General features: G+C 66.0%; 18 protein-coding genes. 9 read left to right on the top strand and 9 right to left on the bottom strand.

Features of this window, described 5'->3' with window-relative positions; genetic code table 11:
* The first annotated feature begins 80 nt into the window (after positions 1-80).
* Positions 81-2087: a transglycosylase SLT domain-containing protein gene (locus IEV87_RS17990; protein WP_188479192.1), complete on the top strand. Its 2007-nt coding sequence runs from the start codon at positions 81-83 to the stop codon at positions 2085-2087.
* Here the strand turns inward: IEV87_RS17990 and IEV87_RS17985 are convergent.
* Both IEV87_RS17985 and mnmD read right to left on the bottom strand, forming a co-directional pair.
* Complete coding sequence (locus IEV87_RS17985; RefSeq protein WP_188479191.1) at positions 2052-2918, bottom strand: DMT family transporter; 867 nt, start codon at positions 2916-2918, stop codon at positions 2052-2054. The genes IEV87_RS17990 and IEV87_RS17985 overlap by 36 nt on opposite strands.
* Positions 2915-3616, bottom strand: a complete 702-nt coding sequence (mnmD, locus tag IEV87_RS17980) for a tRNA (5-methylaminomethyl-2-thiouridine)(34)-methyltransferase MnmD (RefSeq protein ID WP_188479190.1) — start codon at positions 3614-3616, stop codon at positions 2915-2917. Before mnmD ends, IEV87_RS17985 begins: the two co-directional genes overlap by 4 nt.
* A gap of 64 nt (positions 3617-3680) precedes the next feature.
* Between mnmD and IEV87_RS17975 the strand changes: the two genes are divergently transcribed.
* Entirely contained in the window at positions 3681-4715 is a 1035-nt protein-coding gene (locus tag IEV87_RS17975) for an NAD(P)/FAD-dependent oxidoreductase (protein WP_188479189.1), read from the top strand.
* Positions 4716-4913: 198 nt separating this feature from the next.
* Here IEV87_RS17975 and IEV87_RS17970 read toward each other — a convergent pair whose 3' ends face one another.
* Positions 4914-5567 carry a peroxiredoxin gene (locus tag IEV87_RS17970; RefSeq protein ID WP_188479188.1) on the bottom strand — a complete coding sequence of 218 codons (654 nt, stop codon included), beginning with the start codon at positions 5565-5567 and terminating at the stop codon, positions 4914-4916.
* Between the two features lie 178 nt (positions 5568-5745).
* Here IEV87_RS17970 and IEV87_RS17965 point away from each other — a divergent pair, with 178 nt between their 5' ends.
* A complete protein-coding gene (locus IEV87_RS17965; RefSeq protein WP_188479187.1) occupies positions 5746-7191 on the top strand; it encodes an aldehyde dehydrogenase family protein in 1446 nt (481 codons plus the stop codon).
* A gap of 175 nt (positions 7192-7366) precedes the next feature.
* Complete coding sequence (locus tag IEV87_RS17960; protein WP_188479186.1) at positions 7367-7852, top strand: lytic transglycosylase domain-containing protein; 486 nt, start codon at positions 7367-7369, stop codon at positions 7850-7852.
* A gap of 61 nt (positions 7853-7913) precedes the next feature.
* Here the strand turns inward: IEV87_RS17960 and IEV87_RS17955 are convergent, their stop codons facing one another.
* The 3 genes from IEV87_RS17955 to IEV87_RS17945 are packed head-to-tail and all read right to left on the bottom strand — an operon-like array spanning position 7914 to position 9380.
* Positions 7914-8558, bottom strand: a complete 645-nt coding sequence (locus IEV87_RS17955; RefSeq protein ID WP_188479185.1) for a pseudouridine synthase — start codon at positions 8556-8558, stop codon at positions 7914-7916.
* Positions 8555-8926 (bottom strand): GFA family protein, encoded by a 372-nt coding sequence (locus tag IEV87_RS17950; protein WP_188479184.1) that lies wholly within the window; start codon positions 8924-8926, stop codon positions 8555-8557. Before IEV87_RS17950 ends, IEV87_RS17955 begins: the two co-directional genes overlap by 4 nt.
* Position 8927: 1 nt before the next feature.
* Entirely contained in the window at positions 8928-9380 is a 453-nt protein-coding gene (locus IEV87_RS17945) for a GAF domain-containing protein (RefSeq protein ID WP_188479183.1), read from the bottom strand.
* A gap of 152 nt (positions 9381-9532) precedes the next feature.
* On the opposite strand from IEV87_RS17945, the gene IEV87_RS17940 reads away from it, so the two are divergent.
* The 3 genes from IEV87_RS17940 (at position 9533) to IEV87_RS17930 (ending at position 12257) form a co-directional block, all read left to right on the top strand.
* Positions 9533-9868, top strand: a complete 336-nt coding sequence (locus tag IEV87_RS17940) for an STAS domain-containing protein (protein WP_188479182.1) — start codon at positions 9533-9535, stop codon at positions 9866-9868.
* A 5-nt stretch (positions 9869-9873) separates the two neighbouring features.
* Entirely contained in the window at positions 9874-10347 is a 474-nt protein-coding gene (locus tag IEV87_RS17935; protein WP_229737695.1) for an ATP-binding protein, read from the top strand.
* A gap of 332 nt (positions 10348-10679) precedes the next feature.
* On the top strand, positions 10680-12257 hold the full coding sequence (locus tag IEV87_RS17930; protein WP_188479181.1) for a gamma-glutamyltransferase family protein: 1578 nt from the start codon (positions 10680-10682) through the stop codon (positions 12255-12257).
* A gap of 67 nt (positions 12258-12324) precedes the next feature.
* Here IEV87_RS17930 and hspQ read toward each other — a convergent pair whose 3' ends face one another.
* Positions 12325-12651, bottom strand: coding sequence for a heat shock protein HspQ (hspQ, locus tag IEV87_RS17925; RefSeq protein WP_188479180.1), 327 nt, complete (start codon positions 12649-12651; stop codon positions 12325-12327).
* Positions 12652-12735: 84 nt separating this feature from the next.
* Here hspQ and IEV87_RS17920 point away from each other — a divergent pair, with 84 nt between their 5' ends.
* Both IEV87_RS17920 and IEV87_RS17915 read left to right on the top strand, forming a co-directional pair.
* On the top strand, positions 12736-13617 hold the full coding sequence (locus tag IEV87_RS17920) for an AEC family transporter (RefSeq protein WP_188479179.1): 882 nt from the start codon (positions 12736-12738) through the stop codon (positions 13615-13617).
* 90 nt (positions 13618-13707) lie between these two features.
* On the top strand, positions 13708-14289 hold the full coding sequence (locus tag IEV87_RS17915) for a transglycosylase SLT domain-containing protein (protein ID WP_188479178.1): 582 nt from the start codon (positions 13708-13710) through the stop codon (positions 14287-14289).
* Between the two features lie 18 nt (positions 14290-14307).
* On the opposite strand, the gene IEV87_RS17910 is transcribed toward IEV87_RS17915, so the two are convergent.
* Entirely contained in the window at positions 14308-14907 is a 600-nt protein-coding gene (locus IEV87_RS17910; protein WP_188479177.1) for a LolA family protein, read from the bottom strand.
* 82 nt (positions 14908-14989) lie between these two features.
* Entirely contained in the window at positions 14990-17995 is a 3006-nt protein-coding gene (locus IEV87_RS17905) for a DNA translocase FtsK (RefSeq protein ID WP_188479176.1), read from the bottom strand.
* Between the last annotated feature and the right edge of the window lie 6 nt (positions 17996-18001).

Genomic DNA, 18001 nt, shown 5'->3' with positions numbered 1-18001 from the left:
GCCGCTGACGCCCTTGTGTCTTGAGCGCGTGCGGGGCTCGACTAATGTCGTTCCGTGTCTATCCGGGTTCGGCAGAAGAAATGCAAGTAGTCCTGCGGCGGTGTGGGCTGGTCCTTGGTCTGGGGCTGGCCTTGGCGCTTGGTGCGCCGGGATCCGTCGTGCGCGCGACGGAAAGCCCGATTTCACAGATGGAGCCGCGCCCGCTGGCCTCTGCGCTGGATGCGGTGCGGGACGGCAACTGGGCCAAGGCGCGAGCGCTGGCGGAGCGCGACGGGCCGGTGGCAGAGTCCTACGTCGAATGGCTGCGCCTGCGGTCGGGCCGGGGCACGGGTGCGGAGGTGCTGGCGTTCCTCGAGACACACGGGCACTGGCCCGGACTCGACTACCTGCGCCAGCGGAACGAGGACAACCTTGCCGCCGCCACGCATGCAGAGGTCATTGCCTTCTTCCGGGACCACACTCCGCGCACCGGACCGGGCGCGCTGCGCTATGCCGAGGCGCTTGAAAACAACGGCCAGACCGGAGAGGCGGAGGCGACCGTCGTTCTGGCCTGGCGCACGCTCGATCTCGACGCCGCCGCACATGACCGGTTCCGCGCCCGCTACGTCGACCTGCTGACTCCGCATCACGCCGCGCGTCTGTCGCAGGCGATCTGGGAAGACCGCGACGGCGATACGCAAAGGATGCTTGATCTGGTCAGTGCCGAACAGGTGACGCTGGCGAAGGCACGGCTTGGCCTGCAGGGCAATGCGGCGAACGTGAACGCGCTGATCGACGCGGTGCCGGAAAAGCTGCGACGGGATCCGGGGCTGGCCTATGACCGGTTCCGCTGGCGCGTGCGCAAGGGTCTGAACGACGATGCCAAGCAGCTTCTGCTGGAACAGAGCCTGATTCCGGGGGGCCTCGGCTTTCCGGACAAGTGGGCGAACAACCGTCGGTCCTACGCCCGCGACGAGATGCGCAACGGCAATGCGGAACTGGCCTACAAGCTGGCCTCGACGCATCAGCTGACCGAGGGCGGGAATTTCGCGGATCTGGAATGGCTCGCCGGTTATGTGGCGCTGCGCTATCTCAGACAGCCCGAGGTGGCGCTTCGCCATTTCAACCGGCTGGAAGAAGGGGTGCAGACTCCGATTTCCCTTGGCCGGGCCGGATACTGGCGGGGTCGCGCGCTCGAGGCCATGGGCGAACAGGCGCGCGCGCTCGAGGCCTATCGCAAGGGGGGCGAACAGCAGACGACTTTCTACGGGCTGCTCGCGGCCGAGAAGGCGGGCATGCCCTTCGACGCATCGCTTGCCGGGACAGAACAGGGGCGGCCCTGGCAGGAAACCACGCTGGCGAGAAGCGACCTCCGCGAGGCGGTCATGCTGCTGCATGCGGCGGGGCAGGACTTCGACGCGGAACGCTTTCTCAAGCACATGGCCGAAACCGCGAGCGATGCGGAGCTGAAGTCCCTGGGGCGCATGGTGGAAGAGGCGGGCGACCCGCATCTTGAGATCATGCTGGGCAAGGAGGCGGCGGGACGCGGCATCGTCATTCCCCGGCACTATTACGCGCTGCATCCGATGGCGAAGATGGACCTGCCGGTGTCGATGGAGATGGCGCTGGCGATTGCCCGTCGGGAAAGCGAATTCGACCCTTCCGTCACCAGCCAGGTCGGGGCGCGCGGGCTGATGCAGCTGATGCCGCCAACGGCGATGGCCATGGCGCGGCAGGTCGGGGATACGGATGACGTGACCGGGCGGCTTGGCTACTGGGCCTACAACGTGAAACTCGGCTCAGCCTATCTGGCCAAGCTTGCAGAGGACTTCGGGGGCAACGTCATGCTCGTCTCGGTCGGCTATAATGCGGGACCGTCGCGGGCGGTGTCGTGGTCCGGCCTGTTCGGCGATCCGCGGTTCGAAACCGTCGATCCGGTGGACTGGGTGGAACATATCCCCTTCCGCGAGACGCGGAACTACGTGCAGCGGGTGGCCGAAAGCCTGCCGATCTACCGGGCGCGCCTGGGCCGGCCGCCGCTTCCTGTGCCGTTCAGCACCGAACTCTCCGGGTCAACGCTTGCGACGTTCCCGCCAAAGGGTGAATAGGCCGGCCGCCACCACGATGGCTGCGCCGATCGCGACGTTCAGGCGGACGGTCTCGTTGAAGAAGATCATGCCGATGACCGCGACGAACATCAGCTGGAAATAGGCGAAGGGCTGCACGGCGGAAGCCTCTGCCACCTCGTAGGCCCGGATCAGCAGGTAGTGGCCAAGCGCCCCCGTCAGGCAGAGGCACCCCATCCAGACGGAGGCTTCGGGCGTCATCGGCGTCCAGCTCCAGATCCCGACGGCGGTCATCAGCACGCCCCCCGTGATGCCGATCCAGAAGAAGGAGGTGGCGGCGCTGTCGCGGCGGGACGCGTAGCGGGTGAGCAGACCGTAGACCGCAAACATCAGCGCGGCGGTGAGCGGGATCAGCGCGTCGACGGAGAAGACGCCGAAGCCGGGGCGCAGCACGATCAGCACGCCGACGAAGCCGATGCCGATGGCGCTCCACCGCCGCCAGCCGACGGATTCGCCAAGGATAGGGCCTGAAAGCGCGGCGACGAGCAGCGGGTAGGACACAAAGACCGCGTGGGTTTCGACCAGGCCAAGGCGGTGGAAGGCGACCACCATCACGCAAATCTCTGCGGCCAGCAGGACCCCGCGCCCGATCTGCACCAATGGCTGTGCGGTGCGCGCGGCATTGGCAATGCCCCCGGCCTTGCGTGCGGCCAGAACCATGACGAAGGCGGAGAAGAACCAGTAGCGGATCATCACGATCATCAGCACCGGATAATCGGCGGCCAGCAGGCGGGAGATTCCATCCTGCGCCGCAAAGACCAGTGTGGTGGCGATCATCAACAGGATGCCGAGGCGGGTGTTCTGTTCGGTCACGGACTTGCGGCTTTCGTCATGTGTCTCTTGCGGCCGTAGCCGGTTTCACGGGTCACGTCGAACCCGGCCCCGGCCAGCGTGCGCCGGACGTGCCCGGCGGCGGTATAGGTGGCGGCGGTGCCTTGGGGGGCAGTGTGGTCGAAGACCGCCTGCATCAGCGCCGGGTCCCAGAGTTCGGGGTTCCTGGCCGGCGCGAACCCGTCGAGGAACCATGCGTCCGCCAATCCGTCCCAGTCCGGCAAGGTGGCGCGGGCGTCGCCGGTGACGATGGTCAGGTGCAGGTCGGGCAGGGCGATTTCGGCGGTGCCCCAGTGGGGCGCCAGATCGGCGGCGATGGCGGCGACCTCGGGAAAGGCGGCGTGGGCGCGGACCATGTCTGCCGGGGCCATGGGCCAGGCCTCGAACGTGGTGAAACGCAGGGGACCGTCGATACCCGCCGCGCGCCACAGTTTCAGCGCGGCGAGAAGGTTGAGACCGGTGCCGAAGCCGAGCTCGGCGATATGGAAGCCGGGGCGGAAACGGGAAGGCAGGTCATTGCCGGTGAGGAAGACGTATTCCGTTTCGGCCAGTCCGTTTTCGAGACTGAAATAGGGATCGTCAAAGCGTGTCGATACCGGCGTGCGATCATCGCGCCAGGTCAGGTCGGCTGCGGTGCCGAGGGGATGGCCGTCGCTCTGGCCCCGACTCTGGCCGGACATGCAGGGATCCTCTAGAACCCGCCGGACAGGCGGTGCGGCGGCACCATGCAGCGGAGGCGTGGGGATGACAAGGACAGAGGTGACGGTCCGGGGAGCCGGGGTCTTCGGGCTTTCCTGCGCCTGGGCGTGCCAGCGGCGCGGCGCGCAGGTGCGGGTGATCGATCCGTTCGGCGTGGCCGCCGGGGCCTCGGGCGGGGTGGTCGGGGCGCTGGCACCGCATGTGCCCGAACAGTGGAACGAGAAGAAGGCGTTTCAGCTCGACAGCCTGCTGATGGCGCCGGATTGGTGGCAGGAAATCGAGACTGTTTCAGGGCTTTCGCCGGGTTACGCGCGACTTGGCAGGATCCAGCCGCTGGCCGATGACAGGGCTGTCGCGCTGGCGCGGGACCGGTCGGTTTCCGCAGCAGGACTGTGGCAGGGCGCGGCGGTCTGGTTCGTTACGGAGCAGGGCGGTGCGCTCCCCCCCGTCAGCCCCACGGGCCTGTTCGTGCGCGACACGCTGAGCGCCCGCATTCATCCGCGCAAGGCCTGTTTTGCGCTTGCCGGGGCGATCCGGGCGCGGGGCGGAGAGATCGTCGCGGAGGGTCCGGAAGAGGGTGCCGTGATCCACGCCACCGGAGTCGCCGGCCTGGCCGCGCTGACCAAAGACGGGCGAGCGGCCGGAACGGGGGTCAAGGGACAGGCGGCCGTGCTGAAGTTCGACGCGCCGAACCTGCCGCAGGTCTTTGCCGGGGGGGTGCATGTCGTGCCCCATGCCGACGGAACGGTGGCCATCGGGTCGACGAGCGAGCGTGACTATGACGTGCCGGACAGCGTGGATGAGGCTCTGTCTGAGGTGATTTCGGCGGCGCGTACGGCTGTGCCCGTCCTGCGAGATGCCGAGGTGGTCGAAACCTGGGCCGGTGTGCGCCCCCGCGCCCGCAGCCGCGCGCCGGTGCTTGGCGCGTGGCCGGGACGGGCGGGGCATTTCGTGGCGAACGGCGGGTTCAAGATCGGTTTCGGCATGGCGCCTAAGGTGGCCGAGGTCATGGCCGATCTGGTTCTGGACGGGCGGGACGGGGTGCCGGAGGCGTTCCGGGTGGAGCGGCTCTGGGGGTAGAGGCGCGGAATACGCTGGCAACGACCCCCTCCCATGCCCTTCCCTTGCGGGGGGAGGGCATGTGGTGCGCCGGGTGGCGAGGGTCTTGCTTCGGGTAGGGGGAGAGACCCCGGATCAAGTCCGAGGATGACGCGGCGCTGTCGATGGCCCGGCCCCGGACCAGGGGCGGGCGCATGGCACCCGCCCCGTTGTCAGGCCCTATTTCGGGGCTTTGGCGAACCGCAGGTAGGGCAGTTTCTTGTCGAGCGTGCCGTATTTTTCCTCTGCCTGCTCGTCGTTCAGGGACAGCGCGACGATGACGTCATCGCCCGGCACCCAGTTCGCAGGCGCGGCCAGCGGCACATTGTAGGTCGCCTGCAGCGCGTCGAGCGCGCGCACGACCTCGGCGAAGTTGCGGCCGATCGTCATGGGGTAGGTCATCATCAGCTTCAGCTTCTTGTCCGGACCGATGATGAAGACCGACCGCACTGTGGCGGAGTCCGCAGGCGTCGGGTTGTCGGGCAGGTAGGCCTCGGCCGGGAGCATGTCGAAGGCTTTCGCCACCTCCAGCCCCTTGTCGGCAATGATCGGGAAGCCGGCCTTGGCCCCGGCGAAGGATTCGATGTCCCCCTTCCAGCGCTTGTGTTCCTCGACCCCGTCGACGGAGATGCCGATGACCTTGGTGCCGCGCTTTTCCCATTCGTCGGCCAGCTGCGCGACGGCACCGAATTCGGTGGTGCAGACGGGGGTGAAGTCCTTGGGATGAGAGAACAGGATCGCCCAGCTGTCGCCGACGAAGTCATGCAGGGCGAAGGAGCCCTGATCGGTTTCGACCGTCAGGTTCGGGATGGTTTCGTTGATGCGCAATGCCATTGGGTCCTCCGTTTGGCTCGGGCTCTGTCCGACCTTATCTAGATACCGGCAGCGCCATTTGCACCCCCCTGCCTTGCAAGCCCGCAGGCAGGGTGACAGAGTGGCGCGGATTCTGCGGGACCGGTCTCCGCAATGCGGAAAGCAGCCCCCTATTTCGAGCCAGTTTTGGGAGAGACACATGATCGAGAAGCGCCAGTTCTACATCAACGGTGAGTGGGTGGATCCCGTCACCGCAAACGACCACAACGTCATCGACCCCTCGACGGAGGAACCCTGCGCGGTGATCTCGCTCGGCTCTGCCGCCGACGTGGACAAGGCCGTGGCCGCCGCCAAGGCCGCCTTCCCGGCCTGGATGAAGCGGTCTCCGGAAGAGCGGATCGCCTATGTCGAGAAGTTTCTGGAGATCTACAAGACCAAGCAGGAAGAGATGGGCAAGGCCATCTCCATGGAGATGGGCGCGCCGATCGACATGTCCAAGGCGCAGCAGTGGGGTGCCGGCTTCGGGCACACCAAGGATTTCATCAAGGCGGCGAAGGAGTTCAAGTTCATCCGCCCGCTCGGCGACCACGCGCCCAACACCCGCATCGTCTATGAAGGCTTCGGTGTCTGCGCGATGATCACGCCGTGGAACTGGCCGATGAACCAGGTAACGCTGAAGGTTATCGCCGGCCTGATCGCCGGTTGCACCATGGTGCTCAAGCCGTCCGAGGAGAGCCCGCTGAACGCGCTGCTCTTTGCCGAAATGATCCACGAGGCCGGAATCCCCGCCGGGGTCTTCAACCTGATCAACGGCGACGGCGCCGGTGTCGGAACGGCTCTGACCGGCCACAAGGACGTCGACATGGTGAGCTTCACCGGATCCACCCGCGCAGGCATCGCGATTTCGCAGAACGCGGCGCAGACCCTGAAGAAGGTGCATCTTGAACTGGGTGGCAAGGGTGCCAACGTGATCTTCGCCGATGCCGACGACAAGGCGGTGAAGCGCGGTGTGCTGCACATGATGAACAACTCGGGCCAATCCTGCAACGCGCCCTCGCGGATGCTGGTGCAGCGCGAACGCTACGACGCGGCGGTAGAAGAGGCGGCCGCGGTTGCCAATTCCGTGACCGTGGGTTCGGCACATGAGGAAGGGCGGCATATCGGTCCGGTGGTGAACGAGGTGCAGTTCAACAAAATCCAGGCGCTGATCCAGAAGGGGATCGACGAAGGCGCGCGGCTCGTCGCCGGTGGCACGGGCCGGCCGGACGGACTGAACCGCGGGTTCTTCGTCAAGCCGACGGTCTTTGCCGACGCCAACAACCAGATGACCATCGCGCGCGAGGAAATTTTCGGCCCGGTGCTGACGATCATGCCCTTCGACACCGAGGAAGAGGCGATCGAGATCGCCAACGACACGCCCTATGGCCTGACGAACTATGTCCAGACCACGGACGGGGAAAAGGCCAACCGCATGGCGCTGGCCCTGCGGTCCGGCATGGTCGAGATGAACGGTCAGGCACGTGGTGCCGGAGCTCCGTTCGGCGGCATGAAGGCGTCGGGCAAGGGGCGCGAAGGCGGCGTCTGGGGTCTGGAGGACTTCATGGAGGTCAAGGCGGTCTCCGGCTGGGACGCAAAGACGGCCTGATCCGGGCCTGATCGAGACCCGAGCAAAAGACTGGAACGGGCGTGGCGTCGGCTGCGCCCGTTCTTCTTCGGGTCTTCCGTCGCGCGGATATCCGCGCATATCCTTTCGTGACACTTGCCCGGACACCCTGTCCTGTCGCCTAACACTGGCGTGAAACAGATGTGAGCCAAGCTGAATGCTGAGGGTGTTGCTTTCCTTTTGCCTCGGGGGACTGCTGTCCGCCTGCGCCATGACCGACAAGCCGGAACCGGAGGTGTCGCGCGCCGCGCCGCTCAACCCCGGAGAAACCGCCGAGATGCGGGTTCTGGTGAACAAGTACGCCGACCATTACGAGGTGCCGCGGTCCCTCGTGCATCGTGTGATCCAGCGGGAAAGCGACTACCGGGCAGAGGCACGCAACGGGCCGTACTTCGGGCTGATGCAGATCCTTCCGGCGACTGCGCGGGGCATGGGGTTCCAGGGCGACGCGCATCAGTTGCTGGATGCGGAAACCAACCTGACCTGGGCGGTGAAGTACCTGCGCGGTGCCTGGCTTCTGTCGGACGGGGACGAAGGGGCGGCGGTCGGGTACTACGCGCGCGGCTATTACTACGACGCGCGGGACCGCTGCATGCTGGTGGAGACCGGGCTGCTGGACCGGGAAATCCGCAAGGGCTGCTGAGGGGGCACCTTCGCGGTGTGACCTTCCCCTTAGCTCCCCTGAAAGTTTGATCACGGTGCGCCTAAAAGGGGGCCGGGGCCTTGAAGCTGAGGCCCATGCCGCCGTCCGGGTGAAGCAGGCGCAGTTCCTCCGAATGCAGCATCAGGCGGGGATGGTCGCGCGCCGGACCCTCCGCGTAGAAGGGATCGCCAAGGATCGGGTGGCCAAGCGCCAGCATATGCACGCGCAACTGATGTGAGCGTCCGGTCTTCGGCATCAGGCGCACGCGGGTCTCTCCGTCGCCATGCCGCTGGACGCGCCAGTCGGTCTGCGCGGGGCGGCCGTTCTCATGATCTACCCTCTGACGCGGCCGGTTGGGCCAGTCGACCGCCAACGGCAGGTCGACAGTGCCGGTCTTCGGTTCAAGCCGGCCGGCGACACGGGCCACGTAGGTCTTTTTCGTACGGCGGTGTTCGAACTGCAGCCCGAGATGGCGCTGCGCATGCGGTGTCAGGGCAAAGACCATGATGCCCGAGGTGTCGCGGTCCAGCCGGTGCACCAGCAGCGCGGTCGGAAAGGCGGCCTGCACGCGGGTCAGCAGGCAGTCGGCAAGGTGTTCTCCCTTCCCCGGTACGGACAGCAGGCCGGAGGGCTTGTCCACCAGCAGGATCTCGTGATCCGCGTGGATGACGGACAGCGGGGTATCGGGCGGGGCGTATTCGGTCATGGCCTCTGGGGGAGGTCCGCGGGGATGTCGTAGTAGTCGCCCTTGTCGGCTGTGAAGATGTGCTTTTCGATCCGCAGCCCCGTCGGACCGTCCAGCGCGCCGAGCGCGAAGGACATCGTCGTTTCGTCATGGGCCTTCCAGAACAAGAAGGCGCCGCAATCCGGACAGAAGCCGCGTTTCGCCCTGACGGAGGCGTCGTACCACCGCACCGGACCGGCGATCGCGATGGCGGATTCCTCTACCCATGCAGAGGACCAGGCATAGCCCGACATCTTGCGGCACTGGGTGCAGTGGCAGACCGAGGCGCCCTGCGCGGGCGCGGTGACAGTGAAGGTGCAGGCACCGCAGAGGCAGGATCCGGTCAGCATCCTAGATCCGCCCGAAGGTCGCGGCGAGGATCGCGGCCAGTTCCCGCGCGTCGTTCTCGTCAAAGGCGTCCGGCTGGTCAGAGTCGATGTCGAGCACGGCGATGATCTCTCCGCCGGCGTTGCGCACGGGGATCACCAGTTCGGACCTTGTGGAGGAGGCGCAGGCGATATGGCCGGGAAAGGCGTCTACGTCCGGGACAAGCTGGGTTTCGCCGGTGCGGGCGGCGGCGCCACACACGCCCCGGTCGAAGGGAATGACGAGACAGCCGTGCCCGCCCTGATAGGGCCCGATCCTCAACAGGCCCGGTTCAGTCACGCGATAGAAGCCGGTCCAGTCGAACCGGTCATCGGCGTGGTGGATTTCGCAGGCCAGCGTGGCCATGAGCGCAACCGGATCGGTTTCGCCCTCTGTCAGGGCGGCGGCGGTCTTGGAGAGGGAGTCGTAGCTGATCATTGTCCGCCCGTGGATGCGGCGGGTCCGGGGGTTTTCCACCCCCGGACCCCCGAGGATATTTCTCAGACCGAAGAGGTTGGTCGGGGGTCTGAATACCGGATGGTAACCTTTGGCGTCTAGGCATGGATTTGCACAGGATGCCGGAGGGGCACATGAAGCTGACATCGGGGACACGGGACGGCGTGACCGTCATCACGGTGGACGAGCCCAGGATCGACGCGGCGGTGGCAATCCGGTTCAAGGACGAGATGCGGGCGCTGACCGACGGGGCGGCCGGGCCGGTGATCCTCGACCTCGGACAGGTGGATTTCATTGATTCGAGCGGGCTCGGCGCGATTGTCGCGGCGCTGAAGCTGATGCCGGAGGGCCGCGCGCTGGAACTGGCGGCGCTGACGCCGAATGTGGACCGGGTGTTCCGGCTGACGCGGATGGATTCGGTGTTCCGTATTCATGAAGCAACCGGCGCGGACGCCGGCCGGGGCGACTAAGCCGGATGGGCGGCGTCGCGGGACCCCAGGCCCGGATGGCGCGGGGCGGTGAGGGTGCCGCGAATGTCCTGCTGCGGGCAGAGCCTATGGCCGTTCGCGGTGCGCTGCAGGAACTTGTCTGCCAGCTGGAGACTCTGCCGCTGGACCCGGAAGAACTCGGCACCGTCGAACTGGTGGTGGCTGAGGCGCTCAACAACATCGTGGAACATGCCTACGGTGGTCAGCGGGCCGGGGATGTCCGCCTCTACTGGACTGCGGGTGCGACGGGGCTGCACCTGCGGATCACCGACGATGGCAGCCCGATGCCGGACGGGCGGCTTCCGGTCGGCGGCACCCCCGGCACCTGGGATCACCTGTCGCTGGTGCCGGAGGGGGGGTTCGGCTGGTTCCTGATTTCTGGACTGGCGCGCAACATCGTATATCGCCGCGACCGGGGGCAGAATGTACTGACCTTCCGGCTGGCCGTGGGGATTCGCTGAGGCCGTTGGGCGTTGTGACGCCGAACGTGGGGACAATAGGGGCGCTTCCCAAAGATTGTCTGCGATCCGGCGACAAATGTTTCGCCAATGGATTCAATCCCCTAAAATGTGGCAGACTGGGCAGGGCGACCGCGGAAAGGTCCTGAAAAGGCCCCGATGGTTCCCAATCGCCGCCCGAAACGAAGGCGATACAGTAAGGGTAGCTGCATGGCTTCCCTCGGCGTCGCGTGTTTACAGCCCCCACCCAGTGCGCGGCGCCGAGGTCTACAGCTTCCCCCCGATCCCCAAATGCCTATGATGCCGGTCGAACGATACAGGCAACGGGAGGGATCATGCGCGATTTTCATCTACCAGGGCGGTCGCCTGTCTGGGCGGAGAGCGGGATCTGCGCGACCTCGTCCCCGATCGCGGCCGAGGCGGCGGTTCAGATGCTCAAGGACGGCGGCAATGCGCTCGACGCGGCGATGGCCGGGGCCCTTGTGCTGGGGATCACCGAACCGCCGATGTGCGGGATCGGCGGGGACTGCTTTGCATTGGTGTCCCCCGCGGGATCGGAGGAGGTCCTGGCCTTCAACGGATCGGGCCGGGCGGTGGCCGGGGCGGACCCGCAGGCGCTGCGCGACCGGGGTCTGGACGCGGTGCCGCTGACCGATCCGCTGGCCGTGACGGTGCCAGGCGCCGTGGACGGGTTCTTCCGGATGAACGCGCTCTGGGGGCGGAAGGGGATGGACGCGATCCTCGCGCCCGCGATCTCCTATTTCGAGACCGGGGTGGCGATGGCGCCGCGTGTGACGAACGACTATGCGGGGCTCGCGGGCAAGCTGAAGGGCGCGGCGGCGACGCATTTCCTGCCATGGGGGCGCGCGCCGAAACCCGGTGACCGTCTGACCCTGCCGGGACAGGCCGAGGTGCTGCGGCGGCTGGCAAACGACGGTGCGAAGGCGTTCTACGAGGGCGAGGTTGCAGAGGACATCGTCGCCGCGCTGAAGGCCGCGGGCGGACCGCATGAGGCCGGGGACCTGGCCGGACATGAGGGGATGCAGACCGATCCGATCCATGGCGACTATCACGGCATGGAGCTGTGGGAGCATCCGCCGAACGGGCAGGGTGCGACCGCGATCCTGCTGGCCAATATCCTCAGCTGCTTCGACATCGCCGGCATGGACCCGCGCGGCGTGGAGCGGGCGCATATCGAGGCAGAGGCGACGCGTCTGGCCTACGACGCGCGCAACCGGTTCGTGGCGGACCCGGATCACATGGCGCGGCTGGAGCATATGCTGGATCGCGACACAGGGCGGAAGCTGGCCGCGCTGATCGACCCGAAACGCGCCACCGCGCGGATCGGCGACACGGCGGGGGCGGTGCACAAGGACACTGTCTATATCACCGTGGTGGACCGTGACCGGATGGCTGTGTCGCTGATCTATTCGCTGTTCCATGGTTTTGGCTCGGGCATCTGTTCGGAGAAGTTCGGCGTGATGCTGCAGAACCGCGGAGCCGGGTTCTGCCTGGAGCCGGGGCATGTGAACGAGATGGCGCCGGGCAAGCGGCCGATGCACACGATCATTCCCGGCATGCTGAAGCAGGACGGGAAGGTCGTCATGCCCTTCGGTGTCATGGGCGGGGCCTATCAGGCCTGCGGGCATGTGCGGTTCCTGTCAAACCTCGTCGATTTCGGCATGGACCCGCAGGAGGCGATGGACTGCCCGCGCCTGTTCCCTGAGGGCGAAGTGCTGACGGTCGAACGTGGCTATGGGCCGGAGGTGCATCAGGCGCTGTCCGACATGGGCCACAGGGTCGAGGTGCCGGCCACGGCCATCGGCGGCAGCCAGGCGATACGCATCCACGAAAACGGCTTCCTCGAAGCCGGGTCTGACCCGCGCAAGGATGGCTGCGCGATCGGCTACTGACGGCGTCACTGGCCGGGGGCGGGAGCCTCCGGCGGGGATATTTTCGGCAAGATGAAAGGGGCGGTCGTCAGTTCAGCTGGAAATGCAGCGGATAGGCGCCGTCCTGAAAGGGGCCAAACAGGTCCGGGATGTCGGGGTGATCGACGGGTTCGCCGGAATAGTCGGCCACCAGGTTCTGTTCGGAGACGTAGGCGACGTAGTAGCTCTGGTCGTTTTCGGCGAGCAGGTGGTAGAACGGCTGTTCGCGCGAGGGGCGGCTTTCCTCGGGAATGGCGTCGTACCATTCCTCGGTGTTGGAGAATTCCGGGTCGACGTCAAACACCACGCCCCGGAAGGGGTGCTTCTTGTGGCGGACAACCTGGCCCAGATAATATTTGGCGCGTGTCTTCAACATCGGCTTGCGGCCCCCTTACGCCACACCTAGCAATAAGACCCGCGGCATGTCCAACTATGTCGCGGAAAATTAAGGAAACAATCTGTGAACCTTGCCTTTACAGTGCTTGAAATAGTAGCTCCCGTCTTCCTTCTGGCGGCGATCGGCTTTGCCTGGGTGAAGGCGGGATTCGAATATCGGGTCGAGTTCGTGACGCGGCTCGCGATGACGCTCTCCGTTCCCTGCCTGATCTTTGTAGCACTGATGAAAGCGAAAATCGAGCCGTCGGCGCTGACCGCTCTCTCTCTCGCTTCGGTTGTGTCCTACGCGATACTGACGGTGGTGGTGGCGCTGGTGCTCTGGCTCGGGAAGTACAGTCAGAGGACGTACCAGGGGCCGCTGGTCTTCGGCAACACCGGGAACCTCGGGCTACCGCTGGCGCTGTTCGCCTATGGGGAAACGGGGCTCAGCTACGCCGTCGTGGTCTTTGCTGTCATGGCGATCTGGTCCTTCACCTACGGTATCTGGATCGTTTCCGGCGGCGGGTCGATGATGAAGGCGGTGAAGGAACCGCTGGTCTGGGGCACGGTGCTGGGCGGGTTGTTCCTGTGGCAGGGCTGGCAGACGCCGGTCTTCCTGACGAACACGCTAGAGTTGATCGGGCAGATGGCGATTCCGCTGATGCTCATCACGCTTGGGGTGGCCGTGGCCCGGCTGACGCCGGGGCGGATGGCGGTGGCGGTGGTCATGTCGGCGGCAAAGCTGGTGATCTGCATCGCGGTCGCCTGGGCCGTCGGGCGGTTCTTTCAGCTGGATGACACGGCCTTTGCGGTTCTGGTGCTGCAGGTGGCGACCCCGGTTGCGGTGACCTCTTACCTGCTTGCTGAAAAATACGGCGCGGACGGGCAGGCGGTGGCGGGACTTGTCGTCGTTTCGACGCTCATGTCGGTGGTTGCGATCCCCGTGATCCTCGCGGTTCTGATCTGATCTGGCCAAATTGTGAGTTCACCCGGCAGGGCGAATTTGGTAATGTCCGGCAAAAGTGCGTCAGACACACCAGAACGAGGCAATTGGCAGATGAAACGAGCGCTCGGCGCCGTCCTGATCCTTATGATCGTGGCTTCCTGTGGCGGACCGAAGGGGTCCCCGCAAAACCTTGACAACGCCTGCCTGCTGCTGGCCGAACGCAAGCCCTATGCCCGCGCCTTCCGCAACGTGGAGCGCAAATACGGCGTGCCGACGGCCGTGATGATGGCGATGATCCATCAGGAGTCCAAGTTCGACGGGGCCGCGCGCACGCCGCATCGCTATGCGCTCGGGGTGATCCCCATGGGGCGGCAGTCCTCGGCATACGGTTACAGCCAGGCGCTGGATGGCACCTGGGAGGAATATCTTCAGAAGACCGGTAAGCGCGGGGCGCGGCGCACGGATATCGACGACGCCACCGATTTCATGGGCTGGTACATGACCGAAACCCGCGACAGGCTGGGGATCCCGCTGTCGGACACCTACAACCAGTACCTCGCTTATCATGACGGCCGCGCGGGCTATGCCCGTGGCAGCTACAAGAGCAAGGCCTGGCTGGTCGACGTGGCCCAGAAGGTCGCGCGGCGGGCAGAGATCTACAACATCCAGCTGTCGAACTGCCGTCACCGCTAAGGGGCGCCTAGCAAAGGGTCAGCGGTCGTTCAGGCGGCCGTTGTCAAAGCGGAACAGCTTGCTGGACAGGTTCACGCCGGTCTGCAGGTCGCCCAGCACCACCGTGGTCTGGCCGCCGGCGTCGTCATGCACGACCCACTGGCGCAGCTGCACCGGATTGGCGGTGAACACCATTTCGATATGACCGTACTCCGGATGCTCCGGGTCCTGCGCCTGCACGATGGTGGAGGGGCCGTCCTCGCGGTGGCCGGTCACCATGCGCGCCTGACCGAGGTTCACGTTCGGCGCGAGGATGATGTTCAGCGGCGTGCGGTTCAGCGGATAGGTTTCGACGGTCTGGTCGCCCTTCTCGTCGAATATCCCAACCGCGTTGCTGGCGGCGATCACGAAGGACTTGTTCGGCGGGTCGTATTCGAAGCGCATCTTTCCGGGCCGGTTCAGGTAGAGCGTCCCGGTCGACACGGTGCCGTCATCGGCGATCTGGGTGAACTTGGCCTGCGCCGTCTTGATGCCGTTCAGATAGGCGGACAGGTCCGCCAGCGGCAGTTTCTGCGCCCAGGCCGGGGTGGCGAGGGCAAGGGCGAGCGCCGAGACGGCGAGGGTGCGCAACAGGGTCATGGAAAATAGTTAGGCTCTGGATCGTTTCCGTTCCAGAGCCTAACTCTCACGTTCGCGCCAACGTTCCGTAACACAGCGCCGGTTACTGTTCGGGGACGAGGATCTCGCGCTTGCCGACATGGTTGGCGGGGGTGACGAGGCCGTTTTCCTCCATCTGCTCCACAAGGCGGGCGGCCTTGTTGTAGCCGATGCCAAGCTTGCGCTGGATGTAGGAGGTGGAGCACTTGCGGTCCTTCGCCACGATCGCGACCGCCTGATCGTAAAGCGCATCGTCGCCGTCGGTATTGCCGCCGGTGTTGAGGCCAAGCACCAGGTCGATGTCGTCGGCCTTTTCGTCGTCCGGGCCCTCGATGACACCGCCGACGTAGGAGGGGGGACCGTAGGCCTTGAGATGGTTGACGACCTCCTCGACCTCTTCATCCGACACGAAGGGACCGTGGCAGCGGGAGATCTTGGCGCCCCCGGCCATGTAGAGCATGTCGCCCATGCCAAGCAGCTGCTCCGCCCCCATTTCGCCAAGGATGGTGCGGCTGTCGATCTTGGAGGTCACCTGGAAGGAAATCCGGGTCGGGAAGTTGGCCTTGATCGTGCCGGTGATGACGTCGACCGAGGGACGCTGCGTTGCCATGATGAGGTGAATGCCGGAGGCCCGCGCCATCTGCGCAAGACGCTGGATGCAGGCTTCGATTTCCTTGCCCGCGACCATCATCAGGTCGGCCATCTCGTCGACGATGACGACGATGTAGGGCATCTTCTGGGGCGCGAATTCCTCGGTCTCGAAGACGGGATCGCCGGTGTCGTCGTCAAAGCCCGTCTGAACGGTGCGCGAGAACATCTCGCCCCGCGACTGGGCGTCCGCCACGCGGGAGTTGTAGCCGTCGATGTTGCGCACGCCCATCTTGGACATCTTGCGGTAACGCTCCTCCATCTCTCCGACGACCCATTTCAGGGCCACGACGGCCTTCTTGGGGTCCGTCACGACGGGGGAGAGGAGGTGCGGAATGCCGTCATAGACGCTCAGTTCCAGCATCTTCGGGTCGATCATGACCAGCCGCAGGTCATCCGGAGTCAGCTTGTAGAGCAGCGACAGGATCATGGTGTTGATCGCCACGGACTTGCCCGAACCGGTGGTGCCCGCGATCAGCAGGTGCGGCATCTTGGCAAGGTTGGCGACAACCGGGTCGCCGCCGATGTCCTTGCCAAGGGCGAGGGGCAGTTTCTGGTTGCCGTCGCCATAGGCACGGGCGGACAGGATCTCGCGGAAGCTCACCATCTCGCGGTTCTCGTTCGGCAGTTCGATACCGATGACCGACCGGCCCGGCACGGTGGAGACACGGGCCGACAGCGCGGCCATCGACCGCGCGATGTCGTCGGCCAGGCCGATCACACGCGATGCCTTGAGCCCCGGTGCCGGTTCCAGTTCGTACATGGTGACGACAGGGCCGGGGCGGACCGAGACGATTTCCCCCTTCACGCCGTAGTCGTCGAGCACGTTTTCCAGCATCCGCGCGTTTTCCTCCAGCGCCTCGTCAGAGAGGTGGTGGCGTTCCACATGCTTGGGGTCCGACAGCAGGTTCAGCGGGGGCAGTTCGTAATCGACCTGGTTGTCTTCGAACTGCAGCGCGGGCTGCGCTTCAAGCTGCGCGCGGGTCGACGGGGTGATCGCCTTGCGCGGGGCGTGCTGCACGACCTGCTTGCGCGGGGCCTGCGGCAGGGGCGCGGGGCGCTGCGGCATCGGGTCGGGCTGGGCGTAGTCGTCGAAGAAGATGTTGGCTTCGTCGTCGTAATCGTCCTCGTCCTGCACGGCAGGTTCCGGCATCGCCGGTTCGGGCAGGCGCTGCTGCACCGGCTGCGGTGCGGGTTGGGCCGGCTGTTGCGGGGCGCTGGAAAGCGTCGGCTTGGGCGCGGCCGGCACGGTGGACCGGAAGGCGGGCGCGGCGGTCAGCGGCGGTTCGGCCGGAATGCGCGGGGCAGGGGGGGCGGTCAGCGGCGGCTCCGGCCGGGCCTTGGGCTGGACCAGCAGGGGCTGCGGGCCGTGGCCGCGGCCACGGGTGAGCGGCTTGTCCGCCGGAGGCGCGGCGGGGGCGACAGGCTCGGGACCGGAGCGGGACCGGACGATTTCCGCAATCCGCGCACGGATGCGGTCGTCGCCGGGGGCGTCCAACACATAGGCGTGGGGCTCGGGTTCGACGAGCTCCGGTTCCGGCATCGTTTCAGGCTCTGCACGGCGTTTCAGAGACGGAATCCGCGCCATCAGGCCACCCCGCGCGGGGGCAGAGATTGTAGGTTCGGCCACGCTCCAATGCTCCTCGTCCGCGTCGGTCCATTCGCGCGGCTCGTCATAGCTGCCGTAAGAGGCGGATTCCGCGCGCGCCTGTTTCCGGTCGCGGCGGTTGCGCTGAATGGTACGCAGCGTCTGCGCGGTCTGCAGGGTGCCAAGCGCGCCCTTTCCGGCCAGCCGGACCAGCAGGGCATAGATCATCACGATCCCGACCAGCAGGTATCGCCCGATCCAGCGCAGTTCCAGAGCGGAGAACCCGGTGACGAACAGGCCAAGCGCGATGACCGGCGCGCCAAGCAGCAGGGCGACCAGTTTCAGCGCAAAGCTGGGACCGACCGGGGCGATGCCCAGAACGGTGCCAAGCACGGTATCGCCGAACAGACCGCCCATGCCGAAGCGGTGCGACCAGTCCTGATCGGGCACCATGGTGGAGGCATAGATCGCCAGCAGTGCAATCCAGATCGGGGCAAAGATCAGGCGTCCGACGGCGCGGTCCGCCCCCTGGTGCAGGGCCAGGCGCAGACCCCAGGCCAGGATCACGATGGCGACGCCCCAGCTTCCGCCGCCGATGACCATGTACATGGGCGCGGCGATGGCGGCGCCGTAGCGGCCCAGCCAGTTCTTCGCAGGTGCGTCATGCGCGGACAGCCAGGACGGGTCGTCGGGCGTGTAGGAGGCGGTCAGCATCACCATCAGCACGCCCGCCAGGATCAGAAGCAGCCCGGCCAGTTCCTTGCCGCGTCGTTCAATGGACGCCTGCATGTCGCTGTCGAAAAGGGGATCTCCGCCACGTGTCTGAAATGCCATACTCGC

This window comes from Primorskyibacter flagellatus (assembly GCF_014638275.1).
Taxonomy (GTDB): Bacteria; Pseudomonadota; Alphaproteobacteria; order Rhodobacterales; family Rhodobacteraceae; genus Pseudooceanicola; species Pseudooceanicola flagellatus_A.
This window is presented reverse-complemented; position numbering and strand designations above follow the sequence as displayed.

Coding starts and splice junctions, on each gene's coding strand:
- IEV87_RS17990 (WP_188479192.1), top strand. CDS start 81: ATGCAAGTAGTCCTGCGGCGGTGTGGGCTGGTCCTTGGTCTGGGGCTG.
- mnmD (WP_188479190.1), bottom strand. CDS start 3,616: ATGTCCGGCCAGAGTCGGGGCCAGAGCGACGGCCATCCCCTCGGCACC.
- IEV87_RS17975 (WP_188479189.1), top strand. CDS start 3,681: ATGACAAGGACAGAGGTGACGGTCCGGGGAGCCGGGGTCTTCGGGCTT.
- IEV87_RS17970 (WP_188479188.1), bottom strand. CDS start 5,567: ATGGCATTGCGCATCAACGAAACCATCCCGAACCTGACGGTCGAAACC.
- IEV87_RS17965 (WP_188479187.1), top strand. CDS start 5,746: ATGATCGAGAAGCGCCAGTTCTACATCAACGGTGAGTGGGTGGATCCC.
- IEV87_RS17960 (WP_188479186.1), top strand. CDS start 7,367: ATGCTGAGGGTGTTGCTTTCCTTTTGCCTCGGGGGACTGCTGTCCGCC.
- IEV87_RS17955 (WP_188479185.1), bottom strand. CDS start 8,558: ATGACCGAATACGCCCCGCCCGATACCCCGCTGTCCGTCATCCACGCG.
- IEV87_RS17950 (WP_188479184.1), bottom strand. CDS start 8,926: ATGCTGACCGGATCCTGCCTCTGCGGTGCCTGCACCTTCACTGTCACC.
- IEV87_RS17945 (WP_188479183.1), bottom strand. CDS start 9,380: ATGATCAGCTACGACTCCCTCTCCAAGACCGCCGCCGCCCTGACAGAG.
- IEV87_RS17940 (WP_188479182.1), top strand. CDS start 9,533: ATGAAGCTGACATCGGGGACACGGGACGGCGTGACCGTCATCACGGTG.
- IEV87_RS17935 (WP_229737695.1), top strand. CDS start 9,874: ATGGGCGGCGTCGCGGGACCCCAGGCCCGGATGGCGCGGGGCGGTGAG.
- IEV87_RS17930 (WP_188479181.1), top strand. CDS start 10,680: ATGCGCGATTTTCATCTACCAGGGCGGTCGCCTGTCTGGGCGGAGAGC.
- hspQ (WP_188479180.1), bottom strand. CDS start 12,651: ATGTTGAAGACACGCGCCAAATATTATCTGGGCCAGGTTGTCCGCCAC.
- IEV87_RS17915 (WP_188479178.1), top strand. CDS start 13,708: ATGAAACGAGCGCTCGGCGCCGTCCTGATCCTTATGATCGTGGCTTCC.
- IEV87_RS17910 (WP_188479177.1), bottom strand. CDS start 14,907: ATGACCCTGTTGCGCACCCTCGCCGTCTCGGCGCTCGCCCTTGCCCTC.
- IEV87_RS17905 (WP_188479176.1), bottom strand. CDS start 17,995: ATGGCATTTCAGACACGTGGCGGAGATCCCCTTTTCGACAGCGACATG.